This window comes from Streptomyces sp. NBC_00523, assembly GCF_036346615.1.
GTDB lineage: Bacteria > Actinomycetota > Actinomycetes > Streptomycetales > Streptomycetaceae > Streptomyces.
Genome location: NZ_CP107836.1, coordinates 6,759,587 through 6,777,710, shown reverse-complemented (window position 1 = coordinate 6,777,710; position 18,124 = coordinate 6,759,587). Strand labels below are relative to the sequence as shown.

16 protein-coding genes and 1 pseudogene are annotated in these 18,124 nt (G+C 71.9%); 9 read left to right on the top strand and 8 right to left on the bottom strand.

What is annotated here, in order from left to right; all coding sequences use genetic code 11:
• Positions 1-65: 65 nt before the first annotated feature.
• On the top strand, positions 66-449 hold the full coding sequence (gene trxA / locus OHS17_RS30585) for a thioredoxin (RefSeq protein ID WP_018099895.1): 384 nt from the start codon (positions 66-68) through the stop codon (positions 447-449).
• A gap of 30 nt (positions 450-479) precedes the next feature.
• Here the strand turns inward: trxA and OHS17_RS30580 are convergent, their stop codons facing one another.
• Positions 480-815, bottom strand: coding sequence for a hypothetical protein (locus OHS17_RS30580; protein ID WP_330314781.1), 336 nt, complete (start codon positions 813-815; stop codon positions 480-482).
• A 44-nt stretch (positions 816-859) separates the two neighbouring features.
• The gene (locus tag OHS17_RS30575; protein WP_330314780.1) at positions 860-1,882 is read right to left on the bottom strand and encodes a LacI family DNA-binding transcriptional regulator; all 1,023 of its coding nucleotides are present in this window, start codon (positions 1,880-1,882) and stop codon (positions 860-862) included.
• Between the two features lie 76 nt (positions 1,883-1,958).
• On the opposite strand from OHS17_RS30575, the gene OHS17_RS30570 reads away from it, so the two are divergent.
• The gene (locus OHS17_RS30570) at positions 1,959-2,423 is read left to right on the top strand and encodes a type II toxin-antitoxin system PemK/MazF family toxin (protein WP_330314779.1); all 465 of its coding nucleotides are present in this window, start codon (positions 1,959-1,961) and stop codon (positions 2,421-2,423) included.
• A gap of 46 nt (positions 2,424-2,469) precedes the next feature.
• Here the strand turns inward: OHS17_RS30570 and OHS17_RS30565 are convergent, their stop codons facing one another.
• Positions 2,470-3,297 carry a TIGR02452 family protein gene (locus OHS17_RS30565; RefSeq protein ID WP_330314778.1) on the bottom strand — a complete coding sequence of 276 codons (828 nt, stop codon included), beginning with the start codon at positions 3,295-3,297 and terminating at the stop codon, positions 2,470-2,472.
• 147 nt (positions 3,298-3,444) lie between these two features.
• Between OHS17_RS30565 and egtA the strand changes: the two genes are divergently transcribed.
• The 4 genes from egtA to egtD are packed head-to-tail and all read left to right on the top strand — an operon-like array spanning position 3,445 to position 7,806.
• A complete protein-coding gene (egtA, locus tag OHS17_RS30560) occupies positions 3,445-4,761 on the top strand; it encodes an ergothioneine biosynthesis glutamate--cysteine ligase EgtA (RefSeq protein WP_330314777.1) in 1,317 nt (438 codons plus the stop codon).
• Positions 4,758-6,092, top strand: a complete 1,335-nt coding sequence (gene egtB, locus OHS17_RS30555; protein WP_330314776.1) for an ergothioneine biosynthesis protein EgtB — start codon at positions 4,758-4,760, stop codon at positions 6,090-6,092. The genes egtA and egtB overlap by 4 nt, the downstream gene beginning before the upstream one ends.
• The gene (gene egtC / locus OHS17_RS30550) at positions 6,092-6,847 is read left to right on the top strand and encodes an ergothioneine biosynthesis protein EgtC (protein ID WP_330314775.1); all 756 of its coding nucleotides are present in this window, start codon (positions 6,092-6,094) and stop codon (positions 6,845-6,847) included. The genes egtB and egtC overlap by 1 nt, the downstream gene beginning before the upstream one ends.
• Complete coding sequence (gene egtD / locus OHS17_RS30545) at positions 6,844-7,806, top strand: L-histidine N(alpha)-methyltransferase (protein ID WP_330314774.1); 963 nt, start codon at positions 6,844-6,846, stop codon at positions 7,804-7,806. Before egtC ends, egtD begins: the two co-directional genes overlap by 4 nt.
• Before the next feature lie 54 nt (positions 7,807-7,860).
• Here egtD and OHS17_RS30540 read toward each other — a convergent pair whose 3' ends face one another.
• Complete coding sequence (locus OHS17_RS30540; protein ID WP_330314773.1) at positions 7,861-9,117, bottom strand: extracellular solute-binding protein; 1,257 nt, start codon at positions 9,115-9,117, stop codon at positions 7,861-7,863.
• 201 nt (positions 9,118-9,318) lie between these two features.
• Between OHS17_RS30540 and OHS17_RS30535 the strand changes: the two genes are divergently transcribed.
• A complete protein-coding gene (locus OHS17_RS30535; protein ID WP_018554210.1) occupies positions 9,319-9,534 on the top strand; it encodes a dodecin in 216 nt (71 codons plus the stop codon).
• 27 nt (positions 9,535-9,561) lie between these two features.
• Here OHS17_RS30535 and OHS17_RS30530 read toward each other — a convergent pair whose 3' ends face one another.
• Positions 9,562-10,047, bottom strand: coding sequence for a phosphatase domain-containing protein (locus OHS17_RS30530; protein ID WP_330314772.1), 486 nt, complete (start codon positions 10,045-10,047; stop codon positions 9,562-9,564).
• Positions 10,048-10,143: 96 nt separating this feature from the next.
• Here OHS17_RS30530 and OHS17_RS30525 point away from each other — a divergent pair.
• A pseudogene (locus tag OHS17_RS30525) lies at positions 10,144-12,565 on the top strand (excinuclease ABC subunit UvrA).
• A gap of 247 nt (positions 12,566-12,812) precedes the next feature.
• On the top strand, positions 12,813-14,582 hold the full coding sequence (locus OHS17_RS30520) for a glycosyl hydrolase family 18 protein (RefSeq protein WP_330314771.1): 1,770 nt from the start codon (positions 12,813-12,815) through the stop codon (positions 14,580-14,582).
• 74 nt (positions 14,583-14,656) lie between these two features.
• Here the strand turns inward: OHS17_RS30520 and OHS17_RS30515 are convergent, their stop codons facing one another.
• From OHS17_RS30515 to OHS17_RS30505, 3 genes are read right to left on the bottom strand one after another with little or no spacing between them, the layout of a single operon-like run.
• Positions 14,657-15,403 (bottom strand): succinate dehydrogenase/fumarate reductase iron-sulfur subunit, encoded by a 747-nt coding sequence (locus OHS17_RS30515; protein WP_093703813.1) that lies wholly within the window; start codon positions 15,401-15,403, stop codon positions 14,657-14,659.
• Positions 15,400-17,349 (bottom strand): fumarate reductase/succinate dehydrogenase flavoprotein subunit, encoded by a 1,950-nt coding sequence (locus tag OHS17_RS30510; RefSeq protein WP_330314770.1) that lies wholly within the window; start codon positions 17,347-17,349, stop codon positions 15,400-15,402. Before OHS17_RS30510 ends, OHS17_RS30515 begins: the two co-directional genes overlap by 4 nt.
• Before the next feature lies 1 nt (position 17,350).
• Positions 17,351-18,058, bottom strand: a complete 708-nt coding sequence (locus OHS17_RS30505) for a succinate dehydrogenase (RefSeq protein WP_330314769.1) — start codon at positions 18,056-18,058, stop codon at positions 17,351-17,353.
• Positions 18,059-18,124: the final 66 nt, after the last annotated feature.

Sequence of the window (18,124 nt, the reverse complement as noted above, 5' to 3'; positions counted from 1 at the left end):
AGCACGAGATCGGGCACCGTTGACCCGGACACGTCTCATACGGGCACAGGAAGAGGGAGCAACGCATGAGCACCGTAGAGCTCACCAAGGAAAACTTCGACCAGGTCGTCAGCGACAACGAGTTCGTCCTGATCGACTTCTGGGCTTCCTGGTGCGGCCCGTGCCGGCAGTTCGCCCCGGTGTACGACGCGGCGTCCGAGCGCCACGCGGACCTGGTCTTCGCCAAGGTCGACACGGAGGCGCAGCAGGAGCTGGCGGCGGCCTTCGACATCCGGTCGATCCCCACGCTGATGATCGTCCGGGACAACGTGGCGGTCTTCGCGCAGCCCGGCGCACTGCCGGAGGCGGCCCTGGAGGACGTCATCGGCCAGGCCAGGAATCTGGACATGGACGAGGTCCGCAAGGCCGTCGAGGCCGAGCAGAAGGGCAAGGCGGAGGGGCAGCAGTAAGGCCGCCGCCCCTACCCCGGCAGTACGGCGTCAGGTGTCCGTGCCGCGCTCCGCGACGCGGGCCGAGAGCCCGTACGCGAGTTCCGAGCCGTCCACGAGCAGGCCCTCGACGGTTTTGGTCCTGGGATCGATGTCGGCCACCATGCCGTCGCCCGCGTACCGGGGGTAGCCGGTCTCGCCCGTCTCCCCCGTGGCGGTGACCACGGCCGCCCGGATGGCGGCGCCCGGCCCCCCGCCGTCGGAACCCTTGGCCGCCGCCCCCCTGACACTGGCCCCCGTAGCGCCCTCACCGGCCGCGGGGGCCTTGTCGTCGGTGAACTCGGGGACGATGAGGATTTCGTAGCTCTGCGGAACGCTCATGGTCATGACGCTAGGCATGGGTGGTGCGCCGCGCACGTCGTCGGGCCGGTTCAGCTGGATTCCCGGCGTACGGTGCGGGCGCGCAGCAGGTCGTGCCGTTCGGGCGGGGTCCTGGGGTGCCGGACGAGCCGGTCCACGAGGTCGGCCAGCGGCTGGGCGGTCGCCAGCTCCATCCGTACGCTGCTGAGCCTCGGCCGCAGCAGCCGCCCGAGCATGGAGTCGTCTGCGCCCACCACGGCGGCCTCGGCGGGTATCCCGATCCCGGCGTCCTGGAGGGCCCGCATCAGGAGCATCGCGTAGGTGTCGTCGTACGCGAAGACGGCGTCCAGGCCGAGCGCGGGCCAGCGGGCGGCCAGGGACGCGGCCGACTCCTCCTCGTAGCGCAGCGGCAGCACCTCGACGTGGGCGCCGCCGTTCAGCGCGGCCTCCCGGGCGCCGGCCAGGCGCGGGGCGGCGAAGAGCGCGGTGGCGGGGTCCTCGGGCATCACCACGCCGATGCGGCGCCTGCCGCGTTCCAGCAGATGGCGCACCGCGCAGCCGCCGACCTCGCGCTGATCCATGATCAGGGCGTGGGCGCCCTCCACCGGGTCGGGGCCCAGCGTGATGACGGCCTTGGCGCCGGAGCGTCGGAGCACGGCCGTGCCGCGCGGGGCGAGGGGGACGGAGCCGGGCACGATGACGGCGGCGGGGCGGAGTTCCGCCCAGGCGCGGGCGGCGTCGTCGGCGCCGAGGCCGAGCGAGCCGTACTGGACGACCGTGTAGTCGAGGCGCCGCAGCCCCGCCTCCAGGTCGCGCAGGAAGCGCAGGTGCAGGGGGCCGGTCGGCAGGTTGCCGGTGGGCAGCAGCACCATCCGCGAGTGACCGGCGCGCAGGGTGCGGGCGGCGGCGTGGGGTACGTAGCCGAGTTCGTCGGCCGCCTCCCGTACCCGGCGGCGGGTCTGATCGCTGATCCGCACCTGCGCGTTGTTGTTGAGGACGTAGGACACGGTGGCCCGGGAGACACCGGCGAGCCGCGCGACATCGGCGCTGGTCGGGACGGGGCCTTCGGCGGGCTGATCGGGTAACTGGCTCATGGCTCCGCGCAGTCTTCCAGACCGTCGCGACACACCGGCGCGCAGGCTGTACACGCGGACCGCCTAGGGTGTTCCGATGACGATCCAGCACCGCGACACTTACGACGAGCCGGCCGCCTTCCCGGGCCGGACCGGTTCCACAGCCACCGCCGAGGCCGATCCGCGCGAGGTGGGCCCGGTCCGCACCTCGTACGCCCCCGACCGGGACGGCGCACCCGACCCCGGGGAGATCGTCTGGACGTGGGTGCCGTTCGAAGAGAACGACGGGCGCGGCAAGGACCGGCCGGTCCTGGTCGTGGCGCGGGAGGCGAAGGGCACGCTGCTGGCCGTGCAGTTGTCCAGCAAGCAGCACGACATGGACCGGGAGTGGGTGTCGCTGGGCGCGGGCCCCTGGGACAGCTCGGGCCGTCCGTCCTGGGTGGACCTGGACCGGGTCCTGCGGGTCCACGAGGACGGGATGCGGCGCGAGGCGTGCGCCCTGGACCGGGCCAGGTTCGACCTGGTCGTCGAGCGGCTGAGGGAGCGTTACGGCTGGGCGTGAGGGCGCCCGGCGGACCCGGCCCTCACCCTCGACTTCAGGGTGAGGGTCACCCCCGGTCGGCGAACACCCGGTCGAAGGCCACCCGGGTGGGCGAATCGTCGTCGCGGCCGAGGATGCCGAAGACGACCTCCTCGAAGTGACCCGCGAACCGGCCCTCTCCGGTGAGCAGCACGCGGAAGGCGCCGGCCACCACCGCCGGGTCGTTCCGGAACACGCCGCAGCCCCAGGCGCCCAGGACCAGCCGGCGGTAGCCGTTCACCGCAGCGACCTCCAGCACCCGTTCGGCCCGGGCGGCCAGCGCGGCCGGGATGCGGTGGGCCTCCTGCGGGGTCCGGGCGCGGATGACCCCGGCGTTGGGGGCCGGTGAGGTGAGAAAGCCCGCCGCGTACGGGGCGTCGAGCAGTCGGCCGCGGTCGTCGCGGAAGACCGGCACGCCGGGCGAGTGGATGACCCGGTCGGTGTAGAACACGCCGCGTTCGGCACGGTGATGGTCGTAGAAGCCGGGCGCCCGCAGCAGCGTGGCGTACAGCGCGGAGCCCCGGCACAGGGCCTCCTCCTGGGCCTGGGCGCCGTTGAGGTAGCCGCCGCCGGGGTTGCGGGCGGAGGCGTAGTTCAGGACGGCGACCTCGCCGGGGCCCTCGCGCGTCATCCGGGCGGCCGCCCGGAGGCTGCTCTCGCCGGTGACCTCGATGACCGGGGTCCGGTCCCGGTCGGCGGCCACCGGCACCGGCTCGGGGCCGTACAGCCGCGTACCCGCGAGGGCGGCCGCCACACCCTTCTCGATGCTGATCTGCCGGCCGTTTCCGGCGCGGTAGGTACCCGCCCGGACGATGGCCTCCGTTTCGCGCGCGATTCCGCGCAGCCGGGCGCTCACGGGCCCTCCCCCTTATGGTGCATACGGGGCATGATCGGCGTTCTTCTCCCGGCCACGCAATCGAATTTCGGGCGAAGAAGGCACTCTTGTGCGATGCCTCGGCAGCGGTTTGGGTAGGACGGACGCACCGGAACAAGGAGGCCCGGCATGTCATCCGAGACACCCGGCGGCCATGGTCCGCCACCCGGTCAGACCCCGCCCCTCGGTGAGGGCGAGGCGGAGGATTTACTGCGCGGCATCTGTTTCAAGACGGGGCCGCCGAGCACGGTGGGCGTCGAGCTGGAATGGCTCCTGCACGACCGTGACCAACCGCATCGCACCGTCCCGCCCCACCTGCTGGAGGCGGCCGCAACGGCCGTCCGGGCGCTGCCCCTGAGCGCGGCGCTCACCTTCGAACCCGGCGGCCAGCTGGAACTCAGCTCGCGCCCCGCCGCTTCCCTGATGGCGTGTGTCGAGGACACCGCCGCCGATCTCACCGCCGTACGCGCCGCCCTCGGCCCCCTGGGCCTCGCCCCGGCCGGGCTGGGCGTCGATCCCTGGCAGACACCGCGCCGGCTCCTGCGCGAGCCCCGGTACGAGGCCATGGAGAGGGCCCTCGACCGGTGGGGCCCGGCCGGCCGCGCCATGATGTGCACCACCGCCTCGGTCCAGGTCTGCCTGGACGCCGGGGAGGAGGAGCCCGGTCCGCTCGGCTACGCGCGACGCTGGCAGCTCGCGCATCTGCTGGGCGCCGTCCTGGTGGCGGCGTTCGCCAACTCGCCGTTCCGGACGGGCGCGCCGACGCCCTGGCGGTCCACCCGCCAGGCGCTGTGGGCGGACCTGGACCCGAAGCGGACGCTGGCCCCCGACGGGCTGCTGCCGCCGCGGGACGCCTGGGCCGCGCACGTCCTGGACACGCCCGTGCTGTGCGTACGGGGCGAGGGGCCGTGGCATGTGCCGGACGGGCTCACGTTCCGCGACTGGATCCGGTCCGGGGTGCCCCGGCGCCCGGACCGGAGCGACCTCGACTACCACGTCACCACGCTGTTCCCGCCGGCCCGCCCGCGCGGGCACCTGGAGCTGCGCATGATCGACGCCCAGCCCGGTGACGACGGCTGGATCGTGCCCCTCGCCGTCACGACGGCCCTGTTCGACGACCCGGAGGCCGCGGAGACGGTGTACCGGACCGTGAAGCCGCTCGCCGAGACGGCCGGGACGGGCTCGGCACCGCGCAATCCGCTGTGGACCGCGGCCGCCCGCGACGGCCTGGCCGATCCGGAGCTGCGCCAGGCGGCGGACCTCTGCTTCCGCCTCGCCGTGGAGGCGCTGCCCCGGCTGGGCGCGAGCGTGGCGGTACGGGACGCCGTCGCCGGGTTCCACGACCGCTATGTCGCCCGGGGCAGATGCCCGGCCGACGACCTGCGGGACCTGCTCACCACGGGCGGGGCGCGCCGCCCGGCCCATCCGAAGGGGACCCTGTCATGACCGAATCCCCCGCGCCCCCGCACGCCGGGGACGCCGAGGTGCTGCGCGAACACGCGCTCACCGCGCTGCTCACCGCGCGCAGGCGCACCGCGCTCCTCACCGACAGCGTGGACGACCACGAGCTGACCGCCCAGCACTCGCCGCTGATGTCGCCGCTGGTCTGGGACCTGGCGCACATCGGCAACCAGGAGGAGCTGTGGCTGCTGCGCGGAGTGGCGGGACGGGAGGCGATGCGCCCGGAGATCGACGGGCTGTACGACGCCTTCGAGCATCCGCGCGCCACCCGGCCCTCGTTGCCGCTGCTGGCGCCCGAGGAGGCCCGCTCGTACGCCTCCGAGGTGCGCGGCAGGGCGCTGGACGTGCTGGAGTCCGCTCCGCTCGGTGACGGGCCCGCGCTGGTCAGGTCCGGTTTCGCGTTCGGGATGATCGCGCAGCACGAGCAGCAGCACGACGAGACGATGCTGATCACGCATCAGCTGCGCTCGGGTCCGGTCGCGCTGACAGCCCCGGAGCCGCCGCGCGCGCCGGCCGACACGCCCGCGCTGCCCGCCGAGGTCCTGGTGCCCGGCGGCCCGTTCACCATGGGCACGTCGGCCGAACCGTGGGCCCTGGACAACGAACGCCCCGCGCACCGGCGGGACGTTCCCGGGTTCGTCATCGACACGGCTCCGGTGACGTGCGGGGCGTACCGGGCGTTCGTCGAGGACGGCGGTTACGGTGACCGGCGCTGGTGGGCGCCCGAGGGCTGGGCGATGGTCCGGGAGCACGAGCTGCGCGCCCCGCTGTTCTGGCACCGGGACGCCGGGCAGTGGCTGCGGCGGCGCTTCGGGGTGACCGAGCCGGTGCCGGACGACGAGCCGGTGCTGCACGTCAGCTGGTACGAGGCCGACGCGTACGCGCGCTGGGCCGGGCGCAGGCTGCCGACCGAGGCGGAGTGGGAGAAGGCGGCCCGCCACGATCCGGTCTCCGGGCGCTCGCGCCGCTATCCGTGGGGCGACGAGGACCCGACGCCGGAGCGGGCCAATCTGGGGCAGCGCCATCTGCGGCCCGCGCCCGCCGGGGCGTACCCGGCCGGGCGGGCGCCGTGCGGGGCGGGTCAGCTCATCGGTGACGTGTGGGAGTGGACGGCGAGCGATTTCCTGCCGTACCCGGGGTTCGCGCCCTTCCCGTACCGCGAGTACTCGGAGGTGTTCTTCGGCCCGGAGCACAAGGTGCTGAGGGGCGGCTCGTTCGCGGTGGACCAGGTGGCCTGCCGGGGGACGTTCCGCAACTGGGACCTGCCGGTCCGGCGGCAGATCTTCGCGGGGTTCCGCACCGCGAGGGACCTCTGATGTGCCGGCACCTCGCCTACCTGGGGCCACCGGTCGCCCTGGGCGAGCTGCTGTCGCGCCCCGCGCACTCCCTGGTGCGGCAGTCCTGGGAGCCCCGCCGCCAGCGCCACGGCACGGTCAACGCCGACGGTTTCGGGGTCGGCTGGTACGCGGAGGGCGACCCGGTCCCGGGGCGTTACCGCCGCCGGGGCCCCGTCTGGGGCGACCAGACCTTCGCCGACCTGGCCCGGGTGGTCCGCAGCCACGCCCTGCTCGCCGCGGTCCGGGACGCGACCGACGCGGATCCGGACGGCGAGGCGGCCGCTGCGCCGTTCGCCGCGGACCGGGTGCTGTTCAGCCACAACGGGGCGGTGAAGGGGTGGCCCGGTTCGATGGCCTCCCTCGCGGCGACCCTGCCCCCGGCCGAACTGCTGCGGCTCGCCGCGCGCAGCGACTCCGCCCTGGTGTGGGCGCTGGTGCGGCACCGGCTCGCGACGGGCGACGCGCTCGCGCAGGCCGTGGCGGACACCGTGCCCGAGGTGGCGGAGGCGGCGCCGGGCTCCCGGCTCAATCTGCTGCTCACCGACGGCCGCACCCTCGTGGCCACCGCCTGGGGCGACACCCTGTGGCATCTCACCGAGCCCGGGCGGCGCACGGTCGTCGCCTCGGAGCCGTACGACGATGATCCCCGCTGGTCCGAGGTGCCCGACCGCACCCTGCTGACCGCGACCGCCGGAGACGTCCTGCTGACCCCGCTGAAGGAGCCCCGCACGTGAAGCCCTTCCTGCTGACCCGCACCCTGCCCGAGGACGCGACGGACGCGGCGCTGCGCGCCGATGTGCTGCACGGTCTGTCCCGGAGGCCGAAGACGCTGCCGCCCAAGTGGTTCTACGACGCCCGGGGCAGCGAACTGTTCGAGGAGATCACCCGGCTCCCCGAGTACTACCCGACGCGCGCCGAGCGGGAGATCCTGATCGACCGGGCGGGCGAGATCGCCGCCGCGTCCGGCGCCCGCACGCTGGTGGAGCTGGGTTCCGGCTCCTCGGAGAAGACCCGTCATCTGCTGGACGCGCTGACGGACCTGCACAGTTACGTGCCGGTCGACGTCAGCGAGAGCGCGCTGCGCGGGGCGGCGGAGGCGCTGCTGACGGAGCGGCCGGGGCTGTCGGTGCACGCGCTGATCGCCGACTTCACGGCCGGGCTCTCGCTGCCGGAGACGCCCGGGCCCCGGCTGGTGGCGTTCCTCGGCGGCACCCTCGGCAATCTCCTGCCGGGTGAGCGGTCGGTGTTCCTGAAGTCGGTACGCGATCTGCTGGCGCCCGGGGACACGCTGCTGCTGGGCACGGACCTCGTGAAGGACGAGGGGGTGCTGGTCGCGGCGTACGACGACGCGGCCGGGGTGACGGCGGCGTTCAACCGTAACGTCCTCTCGGTCGTGGACCGGGAGCTGGGCGCGGACTTCGTACCGGAGGACTTCGCGCACGTGGCGCGGTGGAATCCGCGCGAGGAGTGGATCGAGATGCGGCTGCGGGCCCGCCGGTCGCTGACGGTGAAGATTCCGGAGCTGGACCTGGTGGTGCCGTTCGAGGCGGGTGAGGAGCTGCGCACCGAGGTGTCCGCGAAGTTCCGCGAGGACGGGGTGCGCGGCGAACTGGCCGCGGCGGGACTCCGGCTGGCCCACTGGTGGACGGACTCCGAGGACAGGTTCGCGCTGTCCCTGTCCACGGTGGACTGACCTCCGGTACGGGTACGGGGCCGGCGGTGTCCGGTCCCGTACCCGCGCCGGGGGTCAGCTGCCGGCGAGCACCGCGGTGATCTTGTCGGAGGCGGTCTTCGCCTCGGTCGCCGGGTCGCCGCCCTGGAGGACCGCTGTCATGTAGGTCTTGATGGGGTTGTCGGCCTCGACCGCGGCCCACTGCGGGGAGTTGGGCGTCGCGTGGCCCTGCGCCGCGCCCTCGGCCATCGCGGCGGTGCTCTCCTCGCCCTCGATGACGTGGGCGAGCTCGGGCTTGTTGGGGACGTAGCTCATCGTCTTGGCCAGGTCCTCCTGCCACTTGGCCCCGGCCAGCGCCTTGATGACCTCGTAGGCGGCGGCGCGCTGGTCGGACTTCTGCGGCACGATCAGGTCGGATCCGCCGGTGAACACCGAGCCGGGCGCCTTGGCGGTCTTACCGGGAATCGGGAAGTAGCCGAGCTTGCCCTTGAGTTCGGGGTTCTTCTTCTCGACCAGGGTCGCCGTGCTGGGGGTGGAGATGATCTGGGCGACATTCCCCTCGGCGAACACATTGGCCTGCGGGGGCTTTTCCTCGTCGGCGTCCTTGGGTCCGTCGCCCAGGGCCTGGAGCTCGGAATAGAAGTCCATGCCCCTGAGCGCCGCGGGCGTGTCGAGAGTGCCCTCCCAGTCTCCTTCGCCGTCGCTGGCGAGTTGGCCGCCCTCGTCCCAGATGAACCCGGCGAGGACGTACCAGTTCTGCCCCGGCAGATACATGCCCTGGATTCCGTCGTGGTTCAGTTTCTCGGTGTCGGCGATCCACTGCGCGCGCGTCTTCGGGGGGTTCTTGATGCCCGCGTCCCGGAAGATGTCCTTGTTGTAGATCACCACGCGGTTGGCCGCGTACCACGGGATGCCGTACTGGACACCGCCGATGCTCCCCGGCTCGGCGAGACCGGGCAGCCAGTCCTCTCTGCCCAGGTCACGCATGGATTCGAGGGTGAGGTCGCGCAGGTTGCCGCTCTCGGCGTACTGGGCGACCTGGGTGTTGCCGACCTCGATGACGTCGGGGGTGTCCTTGCCGGCGAGCGCTTCCAGGACCTTGGGGCCGATGCCGCCCCATTCCTGGATCTTGAACTCCAGTTCGACCGAGGAGTGCTCGTCCTCGTACGACTTCTTGAAACGCTCCAGGAAGTCGGCGGTAACACCGTCCTTCATCAGCCAGATCGTCACCTTCTCGCTGCCGGAGCCGCCGGTTCCGGGGATCACGCCGCAGCCACCCAGCGCAACAGTGGAAATAAGGGCGACAGCTCCGACGAGCATGCGGTTTTTCACGATTCACCTTCTGCGGAACGGCAGGACGAAATTTGCGGACCCGGTGTGGGGGACTGCGGGCTGCGCTCGCACGGGCGTGGCTGGATTTTGGTATGGACCAATACTTTGGTCAAGCTCCGTCACGGACATGCGCGATGTCCGCGATCCCTCGCGAACCGGGCCGAGGTAGGGCACCTTGGTAGGAACGAGAGGAGACAAACCATGTCAAATCACACGTATCGCGTCACTGAAATCGTAGGAACCTCCCAGGAGGGCGTGGACGAGGCGATCCGCAACGGTGTCGCCAGGGCCTCGGAAACGTTGCACAATCTCGACTGGTTCGAGATCACCCAGGTGCGCGGCCAGATCGAGGATGGCCGAATCGCTCACTACCAGGTCGGCCTGAAAGTGGGCTTCCGGCTCGACGACCCGCAGTGACGCGACCGCGCGTGCGGCACGTCCGGTTCAGGTGCGCCCCTCGCGTTCCTGCGCGTCCTTCAGCGCGGACGAAGCCGGGGTCCAGCGGGCCCGCACCACGGTGAATCCGGCCCGCTCGGCGGCGTCGCAGACCAGCTCGTCGTCGTCCACGAGCATGCGCACCGTACGGTCGCGGCCGAGCCGTTCCAGGGTCTCCAGCTTGGTCCGGCGCGCCGGACGGCGGTCGTCGTTGCGCCGCATGTGCAGCCGTCCCCCGGGCAGCCCCTGCCGGTCCAGCCAGGCCACGGTGTCCTTGCGGCACCGCTCCGGCCGCCCGGTGAGGTAGACGATCTCGCACTCCTCGGCACTGCTCAGCGCCAGCCGTACGCCCTCGTCCAGCGGCGGGTCGTCCGCGGCGGCGGCGAAGAAGGCGGCCCAGTTCCGGCGGCCCTCCAGGAAGTGCTGGCGGTGCGTGGTGTCGGCGAGCGTACCGTCAAGATCGAACACGGCCACCGGCCGGACGTCGTTTCCCATGCGGCCAGCAAACCAAGCGGCCACCCCGTCCGGCCAACCGGCGCGACCACCGGCCGGGCCCCGGCACACCGCACCGAGCACGGAGACCCCTCCCCCATGACCTCGCCCCACGATCCGTACGTCCGGGTCCGAGGCGCCCGCGAGCACAATCTGCGGAACGCCGACGTCGACATCCCCCGCGACACCCTCACCGTCTTCACCGGCGTCTCCGGGTCCGGCAAGTCCTCGCTGGCCTTCGGCACCCTCTACGCGGAGGCCCAGCGCCGCTACTTCGAGTCCGTCGCCCCGTACGCCCGGCGGCTCATCCACCAGGTCGGCGCACCCGCCGTCGGCGAGGTCACCGGGCTGCCGCCGGCCGTCTCGCTGGAGCAGCGCAGATCGGCGCCGGGCGCCCGGTCGTCCGTGGGCACGGTGACGACGCTGTCCAACTCGCTGCGGATGCTGTTCTCGCGGGCCGGCGACTATCCGGAGGGGGCGGAGCGGCTGGACTCGGACGCCTTCTCGCCGAACACCGCCGTCGGGGCGTGCCCGCGCTGCCACGGCCTCGGCCGGGTCCACCGCACCAGCGAGGAACTGCTGGTCCCGGACCCGGAGCTGTCGATCCGGGAGGGCGCGATCGCCGCCTGGCCGGGGGCCTGGCAGGGCAAGAACCTGCGCGATGTGCTGGACGCCCTCGGCTACGACGTGGACCGGCCGTGGCGGGAGCTCGACCCGGCCGACCGGGAGTGGATCCTGTTCACCGACGAGCAGCCGGTGGTGACGGTCCATCCGGTGCGCGAGGCGGGGCGCATCCAACGGCCCTATCAGGGCACGTACATGAGCGCCCGGCGCTATGTGATGCACACCTTCGCCGACTCGAAGAGCGCCACCCTGCGGGCGAAGGCCGAGCGCTTCCTGAGCAGCGAGCCCTGCCCGGTGTGCGGGGGCAGCAGGCTGCGGCCGGAGGCGATGGCCGTCACGTTCGCGGGGCGCACCATCGCGGAGCTCGCGGGCCTGGCGCTCACCGAACTCGCCGGTGTGCTCGCGGCGGCGGGCGGCGACGGGACCGCCCGGGTGCTGACGGCGGACCTCCTGGCCCGCATCGGGACCGTCACCGAACTGGGCCTCGGCTACCTGAGCCTGGACCGCACGGCACCCACACTCTCCTCCGGTGAGCTCCAGCGGCTGCGGCTGGCGACCCAGCTGCGGGCGGGGCTCTTCGGCGTGGTGTACGTCCTGGACGAGCCGTCCGCCGGTCTGCACCCGGCGGACACCGAGGCACTGCTCGCGGTACTGGGACGGCTGAAGGAGGCCGGGAACACGGTCTTCGTGGTGGAGCACCAGATGGACGTGGTGCGGCGGGCGGACTGGCTCGTGGACGTCGGGCCGCTGGCCGGTGAGCACGGCGGCCGGGTGCTGCACAGCGGGCCGCCCGCCGGGCTCGCCGGGGTCGCGGAGTCGGCCACCCGGCGCTTCCTGTTCCCGGACGCGCCGCCCCCGTCGCGCGAGGTGCGTACGCCCTCGGGGTGGCTGCGGCTGTACGGCGTGGAGCGGCACAACGTGCGCGGGGTGGGCGCGGCGTTCCCGCTGGGGGTGTTCACGGCGGTGACCGGGGTCTCCGGTTCCGGCAAATCGACGCTGGTGGGGCAGGTGCTGGCGGGGGCGCTGGCGGACCGGCGCGGGGCGGAGGAGGACCCGAGCGAGGAGCGGCCGGTCGCCGGGTACGCGCGCGCCGAGGGGCTGGATGCGGTGGACCGGCTGGTGCAGGTGGACCAGCGCCCCATCGGGCGGACGCCCCGCTCCAACCTGGCCACGTACACCGGGCTCTTCGACGTGGTGCGCAAGCTCTTCGCGGCCACTCCCCTGGCCCGGGAGCGGGGATACCGGGCGGGCCGGTTCTCGTTCAACGTGACCGGCGGGCGGTGCGAGACATGCCAGGGCGAGGGGTTCGTCTCGGTGGAGCTGCTGTTCCTGCCGAGCACCTACGCGCCCTGCCCGGACTGTCACGGGGCGCGGTACAAACCCGGAGACGCTGGAGGTCACGCTGCGCGGGCTGAACATCGCCCAGGTGCTGGACCTGACGGTGGAGTCGGCGGCCGGGTTCTTCGCGGAGACCCCGGCGGCCGCGCGCAGCCTGGGGACGCTGCTGGACGTGGGGCTCGGCTATCTGCGGCTCGGGCAGCCCGCGACGGAGCTGTCGGGCGGCGAGGCGCAGCGGATCAAGCTGGCGGCGGAGCTCCAGCGGGCCCGGCGGGGCCACACGCTGTACCTCCTGGACGAGCCGACGACGGGGCTGCATCCGGCCGATGTCGAGGTGCTGATGCGGCAGTTGCACGGGCTGGTGGAGGCCGGTTCCACGGTGGTGGTCGTGGAGCACGACATGGCCGTGGTCGCGGGCGCGGACTGGGTGATCGACCTCGGTCCGGGCGGCGGTGACCAGGGGGGCCGCATCGTGGCCGAGGGGCCTCCGGTGGAGGTGGCGCAGGCTCCGGAGAGCCGTACGGCGGGGTATCTGCGGGCGGCCCTGGGGCTTGCCTGAGCGATTGGCGCGGCTCAACTCCGGCGGAGGCCAAGCGGGTTGGCGGCCGGTGCGGGGAAGGGACATGAAACAGTAAAGAATGTTGACAGTTATCTGGTCCATACCAATCATGGGCATGCCACACGGTCGTACGTCGCCGTGCGGCATGTGACCCCCGGCCGGGAATCACAGGAACGGGCCGCGCCCCTCCCCGGGCGCGGCCGAGCCGTGCATCCGCCCGTTGTCCCACCCCGCTGGGAGCTGCCCCATGAGACGTCCAAAAACAGTCGGCGCCGTCCTGAGCGCCTTGGCCACCGCCGTCGCGTCCGCAGGTCTGGTCCTCGGATCAGGCGCCGGCGCACAGGCCGCCACCACCGCCGCCACCCCCATGCCCGCGCACGTCTTCGCCCCGTACTTCGAGGCGTGGAACGGCGACAGCCCGGCCGCGCTCGCCCAGGCGTCCGGTGCCAAGTACCTGACGATGGCCTTCATCCAGGCCGCGACCAAGGGTTCCTGCACCCCGTACTGGAACGGCGATTCGGGCATGCCCATCGCCCAGTCCGAGTTCGGCGCCGACTTCACCACGATGCGGTCGCGCGGCGGTGACGTCATCCCGTCGTTCGGCGGCTACACCGCGGACAACACCGGCACCGAGATCGCCGACAGCTGCACCGACGTCGACTCGATCGCCGCCGCGTACGAGAAGGTCATCACGACCTACGACGTGTCCCGCCTCGACATGGACATCGAGGACAACTCGCTGACGAACAGCGCCGGCATCGACCGCCGCAACAAGGCGCTCAAGAAGGTCCAGGACTGGGCCGCCGCCAGTGGGCGCCCGCTCCAGATCTCGTACACCCTGCCCACCACGACCAGCGGTCTGGCGAGCAGCGGTCTCGCGGTGCTCAAGAACGCGGTGTCCAACGGCACGCAGGTCGACGTCGTCAACCTCATGACGTTCGACTACTACGACGGCGCCGCGCACGACATGGCCCAGGACACCCAGACCTCGATCACCGGTCTGAAGGGCCAGCTGGCGAAGCTCTACCCGTCGAAGACCGAGGCCCAGCTGTGGGGCATGACCGGCATCATCGAGATGCCCGGCATCGACGACTACGGACCGGCCGAGACCTTCACCACGGCCAACGCGCCCGTGGTCTACGACTGGGCCGTCTCCAAGGGCGTCGGCACCCTGTCGTTCTGGGCGCTCCAGCGCGACAACGGCGGCTGCCCCGGCACCGGCGGCAGCGACACCTGCTCCGGCATCGCGCAGGACACCTGGTACTTCACGCACACCTTCGCCCCGTTCACGGGCGGCGGCAGCGGCCCGGTGACCGACGACTACTCGGTGGCGGTGACCCCCTCGTCGGCCACCGTCGAGCCGGGCAAGTCCACGACCGCCACCGTGAAGACCGCGGTGACCTCGGGCGCCGCCAAGACCGTCGCGCTGACCACGAGCGGTGCCCCGGCCGGGGTGACCGCGACGCTCAGCCCGACCTCGGTGACGGCGGGCGGCTCCGCCACGCTGACGCTCAACGCCTCGGTGTCGGCGGCCCCGGGCACGTACACCGTCACCGTGACCGGCACCTCCGGCACCCTCAGCCACGCGGCCTCGTTCACCCTGACGGTGCCCGGTCCCGGCGGCGGGACGGGAGCGCTGGTGAACGGTGACTTCGAGACCGGCGCGCTGGGTCCGTGGACCTGCGAGTCCGGCGGCGCGGTCGTCTCCTCGCCGGTGCACGGCGGCACGCACGCGCTGTCCGTCGCGGCCACCTCCTCGCAGACCGGCGAGTGCGCGCAGACGCTGACCCTCTCCCCCAACACCAAGTACACCCTGCAGGGTTACGTCCAGGGGAACTACGCCTACCTCGGCGTCCGGGGCGGCGCGACCGCGAGCACCTGGGGCCTCTTCAACGGCTACACCAAGCAGTCGGTGACCTTCACCACCGGTTCCAGCGGCTCGGTCACGGTCTACCTGCACGGCTGGTACGGCCAGGGCGCGGTGTGCGGGGACGACCTCTCCGTCACCCGGTCCTGACCGCCGAGGGCCCCGGAGGCGGGCGGCCTCCGGGGCCCTCGGGGCCTTGCGTTCGGATCAGGACGTGCGGCGGATCAGCGGCGGGCCTTGCGGGTCGCCCGCAGCCACTCCTTGTTCATGGCCGAGATCGACGGCAGCGGGATCCCCTTGGGGCAGGCGGTGGCGCACTCACCGGTGAGGGTGCAGCCGCCGAAGCCCTCGCTGTCCATCTGCTCCACCATGTCGAGCACCCGGGTCTCCCGCTCCGGGGCACCCTGCGGGAGCACGTTGAGGTGGTTGACCTTCGCCGAGGTGAAGAGCATCGCCGAACCATTGGGGCAGGCCGCGACACAGGCGCCGCAGCCGATGCACTCGGCGTGCTCGAAGGCGAAGTCGGCGTCCGGCTTCGGCACAGGTGTGGCATGCGCGTCGGGGGCCGTACCGGTCGGGGCGGAGATGTAGCCGCCGGCCTGGATGATCCGGTCGAAGGCCGAGCGGTCCACGACCAGATCCTTGACGACCGGGAAGGCCGAGGCGCGCCAGGGTTCGATGTCGATGGTGTCGCCGTCGTCGAAGGACCGCATGTGGAGCTGGCAGGTGGTGGTCCGCTCCGGACCGTGCGCGTCGCCGTTGATGACGAGGCTGCACGCGCCGCAGATGCCCTCGCGGCAGTCGTGGTCGAAGGCGACGGGGTCGTCACCGGCGAGGATCAGCTCCTCGTTGAGGGTGTCGAGCATTTCCAGGAACGACATGTCCTGCGAGATGCCGTCCACCTCGTACGTGGACATGGCGCCGGGGGCGTCGGTGTTCTTCTGGCGCCAGACGCGCAGGGTGAGCTTCATGCGTAGCTCCGCTGAGTGGGGTGGACGTACTCGAAGACGAGGTCTTCCTTGTGCAGGACCGGGGCCTCTCCGGTGTCGGTGAACTCCCAGGCGGCGCCGTAGGAGAACTCCTCGTCGCGCCGGGCGGCCTCACCGTCCGGGGTCTGGGACTCCTCGCGGAAGTGGCCGCCGCAGGACTCGGCACGGTGCAGGGCGTCGAGGCACATGAGCTCGGCGAGCTCCAGGTAGTCCACGATGCGATTGGCCTTCTCCAGCGACTGGTTGAACTCCTCGCCGTTGCCGGGGACCTTGATGCGGCGCCAGAACTCCTCGCGGATCAGCGGGATCCGGGCGAGCGCGGTGCGCAGCCCCTCCTCGTTGCGGGCCATCCCGCAGTACTCCCACATGAGTTCGCCGATCTCGCGGTGGAACGAGTCGGGGGTGCGGTCGCCGTCGACGGCCAGCAGCAGGTTGAGCCGGTCTTCCGTCTCGGCGACGGCCTCCGCGACCTCGGGGTGCGAGGCGTCGACGTCGTCGTGGTGGGGGTTGCGGGCGAGGTAGTCGTTGATGGTGGACGGCAGCACGAAGTAGCCGTCGGCGAGTCCCTGCATCAGCGCGGAGGCGCCGAGCCGGTTGGCGCCGTGGTCGGAGAAGTTGGCCTCGCCGATCGCGAAGAGGCCCGGGATGGTGGTCTGGAGGTCGTAGTCGACCCAGAGCCCGCCCATCGTGTAGTGCACGGCCGGGTAGATCCGCATCGGGGTCGCGTACGGGTCCTCGGCGGTGATCCGGGCGTACATGTCGAAGAGGTTGCCGTACTTCTCCTCGACCTTGGCGCGGCCCATCCGCCCGATGGCCTCGGCGAAGTCCAGATAGACGCCCTGGCCGCCGGGTCCGACGCCGCGCCCCTCGTCGCAGACGTTCTTCGCGGCGCGCGAGGCGATGTCGCGGGGCACCAGGTTGCCGAAGGAGGGGTACTGGCGCTCCAGGTAGTAGTCGCGCTCGTCCTCGGGGATCTCGTTCGCCGGGCGGGTGTCGCCCTTGGCCTTCGGCACCCAGATGCGGCCGTCGTTGCGCAGCGACTCGCTCATCAGCGTCAGCTTGGACTGGTGGTCGCCGGTGCGCGGGATGCAGGTGGGGTGGATCTGGGTGAAGCAGGGGTTCGCGAAGTACGCGCCGCGCCGGTGGGCCCGCCAGATGGCGGTGGCGTTGGAGTTCATCGCGTTGGTCGACAGGTAGAAGACGTTTCCGTAACCACCGCTGGCGAGCACGACGGCGTCCGCGAAGTAGGTGTCGATCCGCCCGGTGACGAGGTCGCGGGCGACGATGCCGCGGGCCCGTCCGTCCACGACGATCAGGTCGAGCATCTCGGTACGGGGGTGCAGTTCGACGTTGCCCGCGGCGATCTGCCGGGACAGCGCCTGGTAGGCGCCGAGGAGCAGTTGCTGTCCGGTCTGGCCGCGGGCGTAGAAGGTGCGGGAGACCTGGACGCCGCCGAAGGAGCGGTTGTCGAGGAGGCCGCCGTACTCGCGGGCGAAGGGGACGCCCTGCGCGACGCACTGGTCGATGATCTCGACGGAGATCTGGGCGAGCCGGTGCACGTTGGACTCACGGGCGCGGAAGTCGCCGCCCTTGACGGTGTCGTAGAAGAGGCGGTGCACAGAGTCGCCGTCGTTGCGGTAGTTCTTGGCGGCGTTGATGCCGCCCTGCGCGGCGACGGAGTGGGCCCGGCGGGGCGAGTCCTGGAAGCAGAACTGGACGACGTGGTAGCCCTGTTCGGCGAGGGTCGCCCCGGCCGAGCCGCCGGCCAGGCCGGTGCCGACGACGATGACGGTGTGCTTGCGCCGGTTGGCGGGGTTGACCAATTTGGCCTCGAAGCGGCGGGTGTCCCAGCGCTCGGCGACGGGGCCGGTGGGGGCCTTGGTGTCGGCGACGGGTTCGCCGGTCGTGTAGTGCGTGTAGTCGTTCATGTCAGCTCACGACTCCGGTCATGACGGCGACGGGTACGGAGATGAAGCCCACCGTCAGCACCAGCGCGAGGACGTTGGCGAGGGTCTTCAGGACGCGGTCGCGGCTCGCGCGGCCGGCTCCGAGGGTCTGCGCGGCGCTCCAGAACCCGTGCTGGACGTGGAGCCCCAGGGCGAGCATCGCGACGATGTAGATGACATTGCCGTACCAGGTCGAGAAGGTGTCGATGACGTTCTGGTACGGGTGGCCGTGCTGGAATCCGCCGGAGTGCACGGTGCCGGTCGTCAGGTCCAGGATGTGCCAGACGATGAACAGCCCGAGGATGACCCCGCCGTAGCGCATCGTGCGGGTGGCATAGCTGGCACGCGCGCGCTTGTGCACGTACTTGCTGGGCCTCGCCCGCAGGTCGCGGCGGCTGAGCTGGTACGCGGAGACCGCGTGCAGCACCACGGCGGCGACCAGCACCACGCGTACGATCCACAGCGCCCACTCGTAGTGCAGGAACGGCTCGCCCATCACGCGCAGCCAGTGCGCGTAGCCGTTGAACTCACCGGACCCGAAGAAGATCTTCAGGTTTCCGATCATGTGGACGACCAAGTAGAGGAGCATGACCAGTCCGCTGGCGGCCATGATCGCCTTCTTGCCGACGGTCGAGCCCCAGAGCGTACGCGTCATGGACGGCCGTCGGTCCGTCCGGGTTGCCAGTGCCATGGACACGACGCTAGGGCCGGATCTGCGATCAGTCCAAGTCATCGAGCAGCTGATCTCCATAGCCCC